The 14854-nt window shown below is 67.6% G+C and carries 15 protein-coding genes; 14 read left to right on the top strand and 1 reads right to left on the bottom strand.

The window, feature by feature from the left end:
- Positions 1 to 43 precede the first annotated feature (43 nt).
- Complete coding sequence (locus GA0116996_RS13335; protein WP_092311976.1) at positions 44 to 934, bottom strand: LysR family transcriptional regulator; 891 nt, start codon at positions 932 to 934, stop codon at positions 44 to 46.
- Between the two features lie 110 nt (positions 935 to 1044).
- Here GA0116996_RS13335 and GA0116996_RS13330 point away from each other — a divergent pair, with 110 nt between their 5' ends.
- The 14 genes from GA0116996_RS13330 (at position 1045) to dmpH (ending at position 14854) form a co-directional block, all read left to right on the top strand.
- Positions 1045 to 2163, top strand: coding sequence for a muconate/chloromuconate family cycloisomerase (locus GA0116996_RS13330; protein ID WP_092311973.1), 1119 nt, complete (start codon positions 1045 to 1047; stop codon positions 2161 to 2163).
- A 63-nt stretch (positions 2164 to 2226) separates the two neighbouring features.
- Positions 2227 to 3222 carry a tripartite tricarboxylate transporter substrate binding protein gene (locus GA0116996_RS13325; RefSeq protein WP_092311970.1) on the top strand — a complete coding sequence of 332 codons (996 nt, stop codon included), beginning with the start codon at positions 2227 to 2229 and terminating at the stop codon, positions 3220 to 3222.
- A gap of 184 nt (positions 3223 to 3406) precedes the next feature.
- Entirely contained in the window at positions 3407 to 5128 is a 1722-nt protein-coding gene (poxR, locus tag GA0116996_RS13320) for a phenol degradation transcriptional regulator PoxR (protein ID WP_092311968.1), read from the top strand.
- A 601-nt stretch (positions 5129 to 5729) separates the two neighbouring features.
- Positions 5730 to 5954 carry a phenol hydroxylase subunit gene (locus GA0116996_RS13315; protein ID WP_092311966.1) on the top strand — a complete coding sequence of 75 codons (225 nt, stop codon included), beginning with the start codon at positions 5730 to 5732 and terminating at the stop codon, positions 5952 to 5954.
- A gap of 61 nt (positions 5955 to 6015) precedes the next feature.
- Positions 6016 to 7011 (top strand): aromatic/alkene monooxygenase hydroxylase subunit beta, encoded by a 996-nt coding sequence (locus GA0116996_RS13310; RefSeq protein ID WP_092311963.1) that lies wholly within the window; start codon positions 6016 to 6018, stop codon positions 7009 to 7011.
- A gap of 22 nt (positions 7012 to 7033) precedes the next feature.
- A complete protein-coding gene (locus tag GA0116996_RS13305) occupies positions 7034 to 7315 on the top strand; it encodes an MmoB/DmpM family protein (protein WP_092312314.1) in 282 nt (93 codons plus the stop codon).
- A gap of 34 nt (positions 7316 to 7349) precedes the next feature.
- On the top strand, positions 7350 to 8870 hold the full coding sequence (locus GA0116996_RS13300) for an aromatic/alkene/methane monooxygenase hydroxylase/oxygenase subunit alpha (RefSeq protein ID WP_092311960.1): 1521 nt from the start codon (positions 7350 to 7352) through the stop codon (positions 8868 to 8870).
- Positions 8871 to 8902: 32 nt separating this feature from the next.
- On the top strand, positions 8903 to 9262 hold the full coding sequence (locus tag GA0116996_RS13295) for a phenol hydroxylase subunit P4 (RefSeq protein WP_092311957.1): 360 nt from the start codon (positions 8903 to 8905) through the stop codon (positions 9260 to 9262).
- Positions 9263 to 9293: 31 nt separating this feature from the next.
- Entirely contained in the window at positions 9294 to 10361 is a 1068-nt protein-coding gene (locus tag GA0116996_RS13290) for an NADH:ubiquinone reductase (Na(+)-transporting) subunit F (protein WP_092311954.1), read from the top strand.
- A 15-nt stretch (positions 10362 to 10376) separates the two neighbouring features.
- A complete protein-coding gene (locus GA0116996_RS13285) occupies positions 10377 to 10700 on the top strand; it encodes a 2Fe-2S iron-sulfur cluster binding domain-containing protein (protein WP_092311951.1) in 324 nt (107 codons plus the stop codon).
- A gap of 33 nt (positions 10701 to 10733) precedes the next feature.
- Positions 10734 to 11669, top strand: a complete 936-nt coding sequence (locus GA0116996_RS13280) for a catechol 2,3-dioxygenase (RefSeq protein WP_092311949.1) — start codon at positions 10734 to 10736, stop codon at positions 11667 to 11669.
- A 113-nt stretch (positions 11670 to 11782) separates the two neighbouring features.
- Entirely contained in the window at positions 11783 to 13237 is a 1455-nt protein-coding gene (locus tag GA0116996_RS13275; protein WP_092311946.1) for a 2-hydroxymuconic semialdehyde dehydrogenase, read from the top strand.
- Positions 13238 to 13246: 9 nt separating this feature from the next.
- Entirely contained in the window at positions 13247 to 14029 is a 783-nt protein-coding gene (gene dmpE, locus GA0116996_RS13270; RefSeq protein ID WP_092311943.1) for a 2-oxopent-4-enoate hydratase, read from the top strand.
- Between the two features lie 36 nt (positions 14030 to 14065).
- On the top strand, positions 14066 to 14854 hold the full coding sequence (gene dmpH / locus GA0116996_RS13265; RefSeq protein WP_092311940.1) for a 2-oxo-3-hexenedioate decarboxylase: 789 nt from the start codon (positions 14066 to 14068) through the stop codon (positions 14852 to 14854).

Here is a 14854-nt window from a genome sequence, read left to right as displayed (position 1 = left end):
GCAGGTAAAGCGCAAGACGTGCTTTACCTGCACCTGACCACGCCTACCCGCGCCGCTGCATCACCCACGCCACCGCGCGCGCCAGGAACGGCGACGTATCGCCTTCGCGATAGCTCATGATCACCGGCGAGACAAAGCCGGGCGCATCGATGGGGCAGTAGCGCACATCGTCGCGGTGCAGGCGCTGGATCGACGCCGGCACCAGGGTGATGCCGATGCCGGCGGCCACCAGCCCCAGCGCGGTCTGCAGTTCGTTGGCTTCCTGCGCGACGCGCAGCTGCAGGCCTTGCGCGCGGAACAGCGACAGCAGGTGGTCGGCGTAGCTGGGCCGCGGCCGGGCCGGGTAGAGAATGAACGGACGTGCCGCCAGCGCCTGCGGCGTCAGCGCCTTGCGGCGCGGTGCCGGCAGGCGCGCGGGCAGCGCGGCCACCAGCGGTTCGGCCATGACCACCTGCTGGCGGATGGCGGGATCGTTCAGCGCGATGCGGCCGAAGCCCAGGTCGATGCGGCCGGCCTTGAGCGCCTCGATCTGCTCGACGGTGATCATCTCGGCCAGTCCGACTTCCACCTGCTGGCCGTTGCGGTCCGATTCGCGCAGTTCGCGGATCAGCTCCGGCAGCACGCCGTACAGCACCGACGGCACGAAGCCGATGCCGAACCAGCGCTTTTCCTCGCGTCCGATGCGGCGCGTGCCCTCGATGGTTTCTTCCAGCCGCTGCGTCAGCTGCGTGGTCTGTTCCAGCAGGAAGCGCCCCGCCTCGGTCAGGCGCAGCCCGCGGCCAATGCGGTCGAACAGCGCTACGCCGACCTCTTCTTCCAGCTGCCGGATCTGGCGCGACAGCGGCGGCTGCGCCATATGCAGCCGCTCGGCGGCGCGGGTCACGTTCAGTTCCTGCGCCACCACCTGGAAGTAGCGCAGGTGCCGGAGTTCCATGGGCATCCCTTTCCATACCTTTAAGGTATTGATCGAGACATCATCGGTCTTGGACACCGGTAAAGTCAAGTCGCATACTTGGCTTCAACTTCAAATCGCATCGACAAGGTATGACCCCGACTATCACTTCGGTGGAAGCCATCCTGGTGGACCTGCCCACCATCCGGGCCCACAAGCTGGCCATGGCGACGATGCAGCAGCAGACCCTGGTGATCGTGCGGTTGCGCTGCAGCGATGGCGTCGAAGGCATCGGCGAGGCCACCACCATCGGCGGGCTGTCTTATGGCGACGAAAGCCCCGAAGGCATCAAGCTGACCATCGATACTTACCTGGCCCCGGCGCTGGCCGGCCAGGATGCCACCAATGTGCATGCCGCCATGGCACGCCTGGGCAAGGTCGCGCGCGGCAACCGCTTTGCCAAGTCCGCGCTCGAGACCGCGTTGCTGGACGCGCAGGGCAAGCGCCTGGGCGTGCCGCTGGCCACGCTGCTGGGCGGCGCGGTGCGCACGACGCTGCCGGTGCTGTGGACCCTGGCCAGCGGCGACACCGCGCGCGACATTGCCGAGGCCGAGCAACTGCTGGCCGAGCGCCGCCACGACACCTTCAAGCTGAAGATCGGCCGGCGCAGCGTGCGTGACGATGTGGCGCACGTGGCCGCGATCAAGCGCGCGCTGGGTGAGCGCGCGCGCGTCACCGTCGACGTCAACCAGGCGTGGAACGAGGCCGACGCCGCTACCGGTATCGCCATGCTGGAAGCCGCGGGCATCGACCTGGTCGAACAGCCGACCCCGCGCGAGCAGCGCATGGCGCTGGCGCGGCTGGCGGCGCGCTTCGTGGTGCCGGTCATGGCCGATGAAGCGGTGTGCGGCCCGGAGGATGCCATGGAGCTGGCGCGCATCGGCGGCGCCGACGTGTTCGCGCTGAAGATCGCCAAGGCCGGCGGCATTTTCGGCATGCTGCGGACCGCCGCGGTGGGCGATGCCGCGGGCATCGCGCTGTATGGCGGCACCATGCTCGAAGGCAGCGTCGGCACCATCGCCGCGGCGCACGGCTTCTGCACGCTGCCGCAGCTGGCGTGGGGCACCGAGCTGTTCGGTCCGCTGCTGCTCAAGGACGATATCGTGCAGCGGCGGCCGGAATACCGTGATTTCAGCCTGCATCTGCCAGAGGGCCCGGGCCTGGGCCTGGCGCTGGACGAAGACAAGCTGGCGCACTACCGCCGCCACTGAGCTGGCAAGCCATTCCACGCCGGACGCGTTGCGCGCGCCGGCGCATCACGCAGCGAGGAGACCATGAAGACACTATTCCAGCGGCTGGCAAGCACCGGCCGCGCAGCGGCCCTGGCACTGGCCGCCGGCCTGGCGCTGGCCGCACCGGCCGCGCACGCCGCCTATCCCGACCATCCGATCCGCTGGATCGTGCCGTTCCCCGCGGGCGGCGCCATGGACAACATTGCCCGCACGCTTGGCGAAGAGATGTCGCGCACGCTCGGCCAGTCCATCGTCGTGGAAAACCGCCCGGGCGCCGGCGGCAATATCGGTGCCGAGCTGGTGGCGCGCGCGCCCGCCGACGGTTACACCCTGATCATCGTCGCCAACGGCATGGCCGTGAATCCGGCGCTGTACGGCCGCCTGAGCTACGACCCGGTCAAGGACTTCGCCCCGGTCTCGCTGCTGGCGGTGGTGCCCAACGTGCTGGTGGCCAACAAGGCGCGGCGCCAGGAAAGCACCATCAAGGACGTGGTCGCGCATGCCAGGGCCGCGCCGGGCAAATACACCTACGCTTCGGCCGGCAACGGCACTTCGATCCACCTCGCGGGCGAACTGTTCACGTCGATGGCCGGCGTCGACATGCTGCATGTCCCCTACAAGGGCAGCGGCCCGGCCATGACCGACCTGCTCGGCGGCCAGGTCGACTACATGTTCGACAGCATCACCTCGGCCCGTCCCCATATCGAATCGGGCAAGCTGACGGCGATCGCGGTCACCACCAGCAAGCGCTCCAGCGCGCTGCCCAATGTGCCGACGGTGGCGGAAGCCGGCCTGCCGGGCTATGAGCTGTCGCCCTGGTTCGCCGCCTTCGTGCCGGCGAAGACGCCGCAGCCGGTGATCGACACGCTCAACCGCGCCATGCTCGAGGCGCTGCGCAAGCCCGCGGTGCAGAAGCGCCTGGCGCTGATCGGCGCGGAGCCGATCGGCAGTTCGCCGGCCGGCTTGCGCGAGCACCTGGCGAAGGAAACCGACAAGTGGGGTGCCTTGATCCGGCAGCGGGGTATCCGGGCGGACTGAGGTCCGGTCGAGGCAGGAGCAAGGACGCAACGAGAACGGATCGCGGCCCGGACCAGCGCCTGGCCGGCGAACTCCCCCGGGGAAATGCCATGACCCCGGACCCTCTCCCTGGCACATAATGTGCGTAGGATGCCAGCCGAAAGGCACACTCGAGCGGATCATCCGCCGGCACTGAGGGGAGACAATGAGCAGTTCAACCGACAAGTTCTCGGCCACCATGCGCGATGGCCTGGCCGACCTTGCCCGCCGCCTGCGCTTCGCCATGGAGGAAGGCGCGATCTGGCTGGACGAGCAGCGCATGATCCTGATCCACACCGCCGCGCTGGCCGCGCTGCGCAAGGAACTGGTGGACACCCTGGGCATGGAGCGCGCGCGCGGGCTGTTCACGCGCATGGGCTTTCATTCGGGCATGCGCGATGCCGAAGTGGCCAGGAAACTGCGCGCGGGCCACAGCGACTTCGGCCAGCTCGAGATCGGCCCCTGCCTGCATACCATCGAGGGCGTGGTGCGGGTCACGCCGGTCAAGGTCGATATCGACATCGCCGCCGGCATCTACGATGGCGAATTCCTTTGGGAAGACTCGTTCGAGGGGGACGTGCACCGGCAGCTGTTCGGCATCGTCGACCAGCCTGCCTGCTGGATGCAGATCGGCTATGCCACCGGCTACACCTCGGCGCTGATGGGCCGCACCATCCTGTATCGCGAGGTGGAGTGCATCGCCTGCGGGCACCCGCATTGCCGCATTGTCGGCAAGCCGGTGGAAGCCTGGGAAGACGGCGCGCAGGCACTGGCGCTGTACCAGCCCGACCCCGTGATCGAGACGCTGATCGCCCTGCAGAGCGAGGTCGAGCACCTGCGCGCGCTGCAAGGCGGCGCGGCTACGCCGGCCGACCTGGTCGGCACCTCGCCCGGTTTTCGCGCGGCGTGGGGTTTGCTGCAGCGCGCTGCCGCCAGCAACGTGACGGTGCTGCTGCTGGGCGAGACCGGCGTGGGCAAGGAGCGCTTCGCGCAGGCCCTGCACGGCGTGAGCGCACGCGCCGACAAGCCCTTCGTCGCGGTGAACTGCGCGGCGATTCCCGATGAACTGATCGAGTCCGAGCTGTTCGGTGTCGAGAAGGGTGCCTTCACGGGCGCCACCCAGTCGCGGCCCGGCCGCTTCGAGCGCGCGCATGGCGGCACCTTGTTCCTGGATGAACTGGGCGAGCTCTCGGCCTCGGCGCAGTCCAAGCTGCTGCGCGTGCTGCAGGAGGGCGAGGTCGAGCGCGTGGGCGGCACCGCCGCGCGCAAGGTGGACGTGCGGCTGGTGGCCGCGACCAACGTTGACCTGGCCGAAGCGGTGAAGCAGGGCACCTTCCGCAAGGACCTGTACTACCGCCTCAACGTCTACCCGGTCACGATACCGCCGCTGCGCGAGCGGCTCGACGATATCCGGCCGCTGGCGGAGCGCTTCGTGGCCCGGTACGGCGCGCGCCACGGCAAGCGCATCGTCGGCATCACCGACCGTGCGCTGGCCGAACTGCGCCACTATGACTGGCCCGGCAACGTGCGCGAACTGGAGAACGTGATCGAACGCGGCGTGATCCTGGCCACCCAGGGCGGCCAGATCGGCGCCGACCACCTGTTCCTGCCGGGCACCGTGGCCCCGCCGCTGGACACCGCGCCACGGCTGGGCGCGGGCGGCACGCTGCCGGACCTGCGCGAAGCCGCGGTCCATGCGCTGCTGGACCAGATGTCAAGTCAGCAGCTGGCGTTGGGCGATGTCGAGACCGTGCTGATGGAGGCCGCCATGCAGCGCGCCGACGGCAACATGAGCCAGGCCGCGCGGCTGCTGGGCATCACGCGGCCGCAGCTGGCTTATCGGTGGAAGATACGGGGTACGCGCGGGAGCAATGGCCACGGTAACTGATGCCAGTGCCGCTGTCATTGCCGAGGCTTTGCTCTCCTCTCCCGCTTGCGAAAGAGGGGCCGGGGGTGAGGGCAGGCGGTGGCAGCCCGCAGGTCTTCACTTCGTCGGCAAGCCGGCCCTCACCCCAACCCTCTCCCGCAAGCGGGAGAGGGAGCGCGCCGGTGGCTATCAGAATCCCTCACGCATCCAACGCGCTTCCCTCGCGGCTCGAATCCTCCGTTTCGCCCTTGATCATTTGATGCAGTCTCTTCTGGCTGCGGATCGGCTCGCTGATGCGCGATGCTGCGCCGCGCCAGCGAATTTTCCCTGACGGATCAACCCCCATCACCAACGTTGCCGATGCGCGCTGCTGCGCCGCGGGGCAACGGCACCCGGTTGCACACGCTGCCCGCAAACGCCCGCCCGGCGCGGCTTTTGATCATTTGATCAAGGCCCGTGCGCAGCTTCATCAATTCATCGAGGCGTTGCGCGCGGGCCTTTCCGGGTTAACGCGCACCCCGGCCCTCGCCATTTCCCCGCAAGCCTTGTCCCAGCGCGCTTTGCGCCCGCTGGCACGGTCTTCGCAGTAAGGCCCGCGTCCAGCCACGCCAAGGAGCGCGCCATGAACACCCCGTCCGTCCCGCTGTTCGAAGCCACGCCGCGCTATGTGCGGGTCGAGGGCCGTACCCCGGAAGGGTTCGTGCAGTTCGCCTTCAGCGTGGCCGACCCCGAGCTCAACGTCGAACTGATCATGCCGGAGCCGATGTTCGAAGCCTTCTGCTGCGTCAACCGCGTGCGCTTCCTGCCCCCGCTGGAAGCCTCGCCGCAGCCCGAAGCCGACGACTGACGCGGCTCGTCCACCCGCCGCACCGCATCACAAAGAGAGAAGGGATACAGGAGACCAAGCGATGCAAGTCGATATCAAGACCCAGCAGATCCAGCCGCTGCGCCAGACCTACGGCCATGTCGCGCGCCGCTTCGGCGACAAGCCGGCGTCGCGCTACCAGGAGGCGACCTACGACGTGCAGTCGGAGGTGAACTTTCACTACCGCCCCACCTGGGACCCCGGCTTCGAGCTGTACGACAAGCGCCGCACCGCGATCGTGATGGAGGACTGGTATGCGTTGAAGGACCCGCGCCAGTTCTACTACGGCGCCTACGTGACCGCGCGCGGGCGCCAGCAGGACGCCGCCGAGAAGAGCTTTGCCTTCGTCGAGAAGCGCGGCCTGCTGCAGGCGCTGCCGGCCGAATGGCAAGAACGCATCGCCACCGGCCTGCTGCCGCTGCGCCACGTGGAGTGGGGCGCCAACATGAACAACTTCTACTGCGCCGACTACGGCTGGGGCACCGCCATCACGCAGGCCTGCACCTACTGCGCCATGGATCGCCTGGGCATTGCCCAGTACCTGTCGCGCATCGGCATGCTGCTCGACGGCAATACCGGCGTGGCGCTGGAGCGCGCCAGGGCGGCCTGGCTCGAGAGCGCCGCGTGGCAGCCGCTGCGCCGCTTTGTCGAACATACCTTTGTCACCGCGGACTGGTTCGAGACCTTCGTCGCCCAGAACCTGGTGCTCGACGGGCTGCTTTACCCATTGGTCTACCAGCACGCCGATGCGGTCATCGCGCGCGCCTGCGGCACCGGGCTGGCGGTGCTGACCGAGTTCATGAACGACTGGCGCGACGAGCATGCGCGCTGGGTCGACGCCGTGGTCCAGGCCGCCGCGGCGGAGTCCGACGCCAACCGCGTGCTGCTGTCCGGCTGGGCGCATGCCGCCGCCGCGCAGGTGTCCGAAGCGCTGGTGCCGGTCGCCAACGCACTGACCGGTGCCGACGGCGCGCAGATGGTCGCGCTGTGCCGCGAGCAGCTCGAAGTCCGGCTGAACAAGATCGGCCTTGCTGCCTGACCTGACCGACCCACGGAGCCAAATCATGACTCACGCCGCCAACGTCTACATCGCCCTGCAGAACAACGACGACACCCGCCCCATCATCGACGCCATCACCGAAGCCAACCCGCATGCGGTGGTGTCGCAGTTCCCCGCCATGGTCAAGATCGATGCGCCCGGACACCTGACCATCGTGCGCGAGCTTGTGGCCGGCAAGCTCGGGCGCGACTGGGACCTGCAGGAGATCCACCTGAACCTGATCTCGCTGTGCGGAAACATCGACGAGGACGAAGACGCCTTCACGCTGCGCTGGAACGCCTGACCCGGCGCGGCACACAGAACATCACGGAGACATCATGGACGCACGCAAGAAGCTCAACCTGCGCGAGAAGTACGCCTCGATGACGCGGGACCTGGCCTGGGAAACGACCTACGAACCGATGGACAAGGTCTTCCCGTTCGACAAGTACGAGGGCATCCGCATCCACGACTGGGACAAATGGGAAGACCCGTTCCGCATGACCATGGATGCCTACTGGAAATACCAGTCGGAGAAAGAACGCAAACTGTACGCGATCATCGACTCGTTCGTGCAGAACAACGGCCACCTGAACGTATCCGATCCGCGCTACCTGAACGCGTTGCGGCTGTTCCTGACCGGCGTGACGCCGCTGGAATACGCCGCGCACCGCGGCTACGCGCACCTGGGCCGGCATTTCCGCGGCGCCGGCGCGCGCGTGGCGGCGCAGATGCAGTCGATCGACGAGCTGCGCCACGCCCAGACCCAGCTGCATACGCTGTCGGTCTACAACAAGTACTTCCACGGCTTTGGCGAGTGGCGCCACATGCACGACCGGGTCTGGTACCTGTCGGTGCCCAAGTCGTACTTCGAAGATGCGATGAGCGCGGGGCCGTTCGAGTTCATCACCGCGATCTCGTTCTCGTTCGAGTACGTGCTGACCAACCTGCTGTTCATGCCGTTCATGTCCGGCGCGGCCTACAACGGCGACATGGCCACGGTGACCTTCGGCTTCTCGGCGCAGTCGGACGAGTCGCGCCACATGACGCTGGGACTGGAGGTGGTCAAGTTCCTGTGCGAGCAGGATCCCGGCAACATCCCCATCCTGCAGAAGTGGCTCGACAAATGGTTCTGGCGCGGCTTCCGCCTGCTGACGCTGGTCGGGATGATGATGGACTACATGCTGCCCAAGCGCGTGATGTCTTGGGGCGAGGCATGGGAGATGTACTTCGAGCAGGCGGGCGGCGCGCTGTTCAAGGACCTGGAGCGCTATGGCCTGCGCATGCCCAAGTACCACGAAGTGGCCACCCGCACCAAGGACCGCATCACGCACGAGGCCTGGGCCACGTTCTACAACTATGCGGGCGCCGCCGCCTTCCATACGTGGATGCCCAAGGCCGACGAGATGGCATGGCTGGCCGAGAAATATCCCCAGACCTTCGAGCGCTACTACAAGCCACGCCTGGAGCACTGGCAGGCGCGGCAGAAGGCCGGCGAACGCTTCTACAACGCCACGCTGCCGATGTTGTGCCAGACCTGCCAGATCCCGATGGTGTTCTCGGAGCCGGACGATCCCACCCAGACCTGCTACCGCGAAAGCAGCTACCACGGCATGAAGTACCACTTCTGCTCGGACGGCTGCAAGGACATCTTCGATGACGAGCCCGCCAAGTACGCGCAGGCGTGGCTGCCGGTGCACCAGATCTACCAGGGCAACTGCGGCGGTGCCACGCTGGACGACGTGCTCAAGTGGTATCGGCTGAACCCGGGCGCGGACAACCTCGATTTCGAGGGCTCGCAGGACCAGCGCAACTGGAACGCGTGGAAGGGCATCGGGCCTGCAGGCGCCGCCGCCTGAAGCGGCCCCCATCACAAGACAAGGAGACAACCATGCCCGTCGTATCCATCGGTGACTACGCCTTCGAGGCGGCCGACCGCGAGGCCGTATTCCACGGCAACCGCCTGCTCTACATCGGCTGGGACGGCCACCTGCTGTTCTGCGCCCCGCATTGCTTTCCGTTCGCGCCGTCGATGCCGCTGCGCGCGGTGGTGGAGCAGGTGCTGCCCGGGGTCTACGGCTATCACCCGGACTTTGCCCGCATCGACTGGGACCAGGTGCAATGGCTGCGCGGCGGCCAGCCCTGGCAGCCTGACCTGGACCGCACGCTCGAACAGAACGGACTGGGGCACAAGGATGTGATCCGCTTCCGCACGCCGGGGCTGGACGGCATCGGCGGCAGCGGCAGCTGAGGCGACACGCTTTGCACGCAAGGAGACCGAGATGTATTCGCTGACGATTGAACCGGTCGGCCAGACCATTTCCATCGCGCCGGGGCAGACCGTGCTGGACGCCTGCCTGCGCAATGGCGTGTGGCTGCCGCACGCCTGCTGCCACGGGCTGTGCGCCACTTGCAAGGTGCAGGTGGTGGACGGCGAGGTCGAGCAGGGAGATGCCTCCAGCTTCGCGCTGATGGATTTCGAGCGCGACAACGGCCAGTGCCTGGCCTGCTGCGCGACCGCGCAGTCAGACCTCGTGATCGAGGCCGATATCGAGGAAGACGCCGATGCGCTGGGCCTGCCGCTGGCCGACTATCGCGCCGAAGTCGTCGAGACGCGCGCGCTGACCCCCACCATCCTGGGCATCTGGCTGCGCGTCAAGGACGGCCGGCGCGCGGCCTTCCAGGCTGGACAGTATGTCAACCTGCAGGTGCCGGGCTGCGACCAGCCGCGCGCCTTCTCGCTGGCCAACGCGCCCGGCGACGAACTGGTCGAGCTGCACGTGCGGCGCGTGCCCGAGGGGCAGGCCACCGGCTACCTGCACGAACGGCTGGCAGTCGGCGACGAGCTGACGTTCTCCGCGCCCTACGGCCGCTTCTTCGTGCGCAAGTCGGCGCAGGTGCCGATGCTCTTCCTGGCGGGCGGCTCCGGACTGTCCAGCCCGCGCGCGATGATCCTGGACCTGCTGGCCGCCGGCGAGAACCTGCCGATCACGCTGGTGCAGGGCGCGCGCAACCGCGCCGAGCTGTACTACGACACTGAGTTCCAGTCGCTGGCGCAGGCCCACCCCAACTTCCGCTACGTGCCGGCGCTGTCGGACGAACCCGCCGGCAGTGACTGGGGCGGCGCGCGCGGCTATGTGCATGACGTGCTGCACCAGCTCTACGCGCATGACGGTACCGCCGACTTCCGCGGGCACAAGGCCTACCTGTGCGGTCCGCCGCCGATGATCGAGGCCTGCATCCGCACGCTGATGCAGGGCCGGCTGTTCGAGGCGGATATCCACACAGAGAAGTTCCTGTCGGCGGCCGACGCGCAAGACAGCGCGCGCAGCCCGCTGTTCAAGATCTGAGCGGGGAGGCCATGCATGCATACCGTAGAAATCGCCGACAGCGGCCAGCGCTACGCCTGCGCGCCGGGGCAGAACCTGCTGCGTGCCATGGAAGTGCTGGGCCAGAGAGGCATTCCCGCAGGCTGCCGCGGTGGCGGCTGCGGCGTGTGCAAGGTGCGGATTGAGGCGGGGCAGTACCACGTCGGCAAGATGAGCCGGGCCTGCCTGTCCGAGGCCGAGCAGCGTGCAGGGCTGGTGCTGGCCTGCAAGACCTATCCGGACAGCGATATCCGGCTGCGGCCGGTGGCGCTGCTGCAGCGCTGCCTGGCGCGGCATGCCGGCGCGCGCGATCCCGCATGAACGAGCAGTGAACACCAACACAAGGAGACAGACATGGCATTGACAGGCGTATTGCGCCCGGGGCATGTGGCCCTGCGCGTGCTGGAGCTGGAACCGGCGCTGAAACACTATACCGAGGTGCTCGGCCTGATCGAAACCGCGCGCGATGCCCAGGGCCGCGTGTTCCTGAAGGCCTGGGACGAGCACGACCACCACAGCGTGGTGCTGCGCGAGGCCGACAGCCCGGGCATGGACTACATGGGCTTCCGTGTCGACAGCGGCCACACCCTGGAGCGGCTGGCGCGGGAGGTCGAGCAATCCGGGCTGGCCACCGCTTGCCAGTGGATTGCCGCCGGCGAACACCCGCACACCGGCGTGCGCTTCCGCTTCACCATCCCCACCGGGCACGCGATCGAGCTGTTCGCGGACAAGGACAAGCCCGGCTGCAAGACCGGCGACCTCAATCCCGACCCCTGGCCCGACGACTTGCGCGGCATGGCGCCGAGCCGATTCGACCATTGCCTGCTGTATGGCGACGATGTCGACGGCACCGTCAAGCTGTTCCGTGAGGTGCTTGGCTTCTCGCTGGCGGAGCAGGTGGTGGCGGGGCCGGACGGCGAGATGCTGATCGGTGCCTTCCTGACCTGCTCGAACAAGGCGCACGACATCGCCTTTATCCGCCACCCGGAGAAGAACCGCTTCCACCATGCCTCGTTCCTGCTCGACAGCTGGAGCGAGGTGCTGAAGGCGGCCGACATCATCTCCAAGAAAGACGTCTCGCTCGATATCGGTCCCACCCGCCATGGCATCACGCGCGGCGCGACGATCTACTTCTTCGATCCCTCCGGCAACCGCAACGAGGTCTTCTCCGGCGGCTATATCCACTACCCGGACAAGCCCACCATCACCTGGACCGACAACGAACTCGGGCGCGCGATCTTCTATCACGACCGGAAGCTGAACGAAGCGTTCCTGAACGTGCTGACCTGAGCACGAACGCTCGCCTTCCGCTGGTTTGCTCCCTCTCCGCAAGCGGGAGAGGGAGTACCCAAACGATGAGCGGGGATCGCAGTGCGCGATTGTTCCAAAACCAGAGAACCAACATGAAACACTTCAAGAATTTCATCAACGGCGAGTGGGTCGGCACCTCGCGCACCTTCGAGAACCGCAACCCCGCCGACAACACCCTGATCGGCCACGTCCACGAAGCCGGGCAGGCAGAGGTCGACGCCGCGGTGCAGGCCGCGCGCAATGCGCTGCACGGCCCCTGGGGCCGCATGACCGTGGCGCAGCGGGTCGAGCTGCTGCATGCGGTGGCAGACGGCATCAACCGGCGCTTCGACGAATTCGTGCAGGCCGAGATCGCCGACACCGGCAAGCCCTTCGGCCTGGCCAGCCATATCGACATCCCGCGCGGCGCGGCCAATTTCAAGGTCTTTGCCGACCTGATTCGCAACGTGCCGACCGAGAGCTTTGCCATGGATACCCCGGACGGCGGCAAGGCCATCAACTACGCAGTGCGCAGCCCGCGCGGCGTGATCGGCGTGGTGTGCCCGTGGAACCTGCCGCTGCTGCTGATGACGTGGAAGGTCGGGCCGGCGCTGGCCTGCGGCAACACGGTGGTGGTCAAGCCGTCGGAGGAAACCCCGGCCACCGCGACGCTGCTGGGCGAGGTGATGAACGAGGCCGGCGTGCCGCCGGGTGTCTACAACGTCGTGCATGGCTTTGGCCCGGATTCGGCCGGGGCGTTCCTGACCGCGCATCCGCAGGTCAACGGCATCACCTTCACCGGCGAAACCCGCACCGGCGAGGCCATCATGAAGGCCGCGGCCAATGGCGTGCGGCCGGTGTCGTTCGAACTGGGCGGCAAGAACGCCGGCATCGTGTTCGCCGATGCCGACTTCGACAAGGCCGTGGCCGGCATCGCGCGCTCGGCCTTCGAGAACAGTGGCCAGGTCTGCCTGGGCACCGAGCGCGTCTACGTGCAGCGGCCGGTGTTCGAGCGCTTTGTCGCCGCGCTGAAGGCGAAGGCGGAAGGGTTAAAGTTGGGGCGGCCCACCGAGCCCGGCGTGAACATGGGGCCACTGGTGTCGCATGAGCACCGCGACAAGGTGCTGGCCTACTACCGCAAGGCCGCCGAGGCCGGTGCCACGGTGGTCACGGGCGGCGGCGTGCCGCAGATGCCGGGCGCGCTCGCCGAAGGCGCGTGGGTGCAGCCCACCATCTGGACCGGCCTGCCGGAAAGCGCCGCGGTGATCCGCGAGGAGATCTTCGGGCCCTGCTGCCACATCGCCCCGTTCGACACCGAAGAGGAAGTGATCGCGCTGGCCAACGACACCCCATACGGCCTCGCTGCCACGGTCTGGACCGGCGACCTCGGCACCGCGCACCGCATGGGCAGCGCGCTGGAGGTCGGCATTTGCTGGATCAACGCCTGGTTCCTGCGTGACCTGCGTACCGCCTTTGGCGGCGCCAGGCAGTCAGGCATCGGCCGCGAGGGCGGTGTCCATTCGCTCGAGTTCTATTCCGAGCTGCGCAACGTCTGCGTCCGCCTGTGAGGTGCCATCATGCATAGCGAACTTATCCTCGAGATCGGCGCCGGCCTGCACCAGGCGCTTGCCACGCGCCGTCCGCTGGCGCCACTGACCGAATCCTGGCCAGGCCTGACCATCGACGACGCCTACCGGATCCAGCTGGCGATGGTGCAGCACCGGCTCGACGCTGGCGAGCGCGTGGTCGGCAAGAAGATCGGCGTGACCAGCCGCGTGGTGATGGACATGCTGGACGTGCGCCAGCCCGATTTCGGCCACCTGCTGTCGGGCATGGTCTATGCCGACGGCGCGGCGATTCCCGCCGATACGCTGATTGCGCCCAAGGCCGAAGGCGAGATTGCCTTCGTGCTGAAGGAAGACCTGCAAGGGCCCGGCGTGACCAACGCGGATGTATTGCGCGCCACCGCCTGGGTGCTGCCGTGCTTCGAGATCGTCGACTCGCGCATCCGCGACTGGAACATCCGCATCCAGGACACAGTGGCGGACAACGCCTCGTCAGGCGTGTTCGTGCTGGGCGACGCCGCCGTGGATCCGCGCAACGTGGACCTGGCCACGGTCGGCATGACGCTGGAGAAGAACGGCGAGATCGTCGCCACCGGCGCGGGCGCGGCCGCGCTGGGGCATCCCGTCAATGCGGTGGCGTGGCTGGCCAATACGCTGGGCCGGCTGGGCATCGGGCTGAAGCGCGGCGAGGTGATCTTGTCCGGTTCGCTCGCCGCGATGGTGCCCGTGGCCGCCGGCGACCAGCTGCGCATCAGCCTGGGTGGCATCGGCTCGGCCGGGGTGCGCTTTGTCTGAACGCCCTCCATTCACCAATCCAGCGGAACACAAGCCATGAACCTGACAGAAGACACTATCGCCCATCTCGCCGAGCACCTGGAAAACGCAGAACTGCAGCGCGAGGCGGTGCGCAAGATTACCGACCAGTACCCCCAGATGGACTGGGACGACGCCTACGCCATCCAGGACGCCATCCGCGCGCGCAAGGCGGCGCGCGGCACCCGTATTGCCGGCCTCAAGATGGGCCTGACCTCCTTTGCCAAGATGCGCCAGATGGGCGTGAGCGAGCCGGTGTACGGCTTTCTCACCGACTACGGCGCCTGCATGGACGGCGCCGCCATCGATACCGGCACGCTGATCCATCCCAAGGTCGAGGCCGAGATCGCCTTCGTGCTGAAGGCACCGCTCAAGGGGCCGGGCTGCCATATCGGCGACGTGCTGGCCGCGACCGACTTCGTGGTGCCGGCGGTGGAGGTGATCGACTCGCGCTACGAGAACTTCCGCTTCGACCTCAAGAGCGTGATTGCCGACAACACCTCGTCGGCGCGCTTCGTGGTGGGCGGCACGCACCGCGGCACAGAAGGGCTGGACCTGAAGAACCTGGGCGTGGTGCTGGAGAAGAACGGCGAGGTGGTGGCCACCGCCGCCGGGGCGGCGGTGCTGGGGCACCCGGCCAACAGCGTCGCCATGCTCGCCAACATGCTGGGCGCGCGCGGGCGCGAACTGCCGGCCGGCACCTTCATCATGACCGGCGGCGTCACCGAAGCCATCGCGGTGGCAGCCGGCGACAGCATCACCGTGCGCTACCAGCACCTGGGCACCGTGTCGATGCGCTTTACCTGA

Origin of the sequence: Cupriavidus alkaliphilus, assembly GCF_900094595.1 — a bacterium.
Lineage (GTDB): Bacteria > Pseudomonadota > Gammaproteobacteria > Burkholderiales > Burkholderiaceae > Cupriavidus > Cupriavidus alkaliphilus.
Note: the sequence above shows the minus strand (reverse complement) of the source record. Positions and strands in the feature narration are given on the sequence as shown.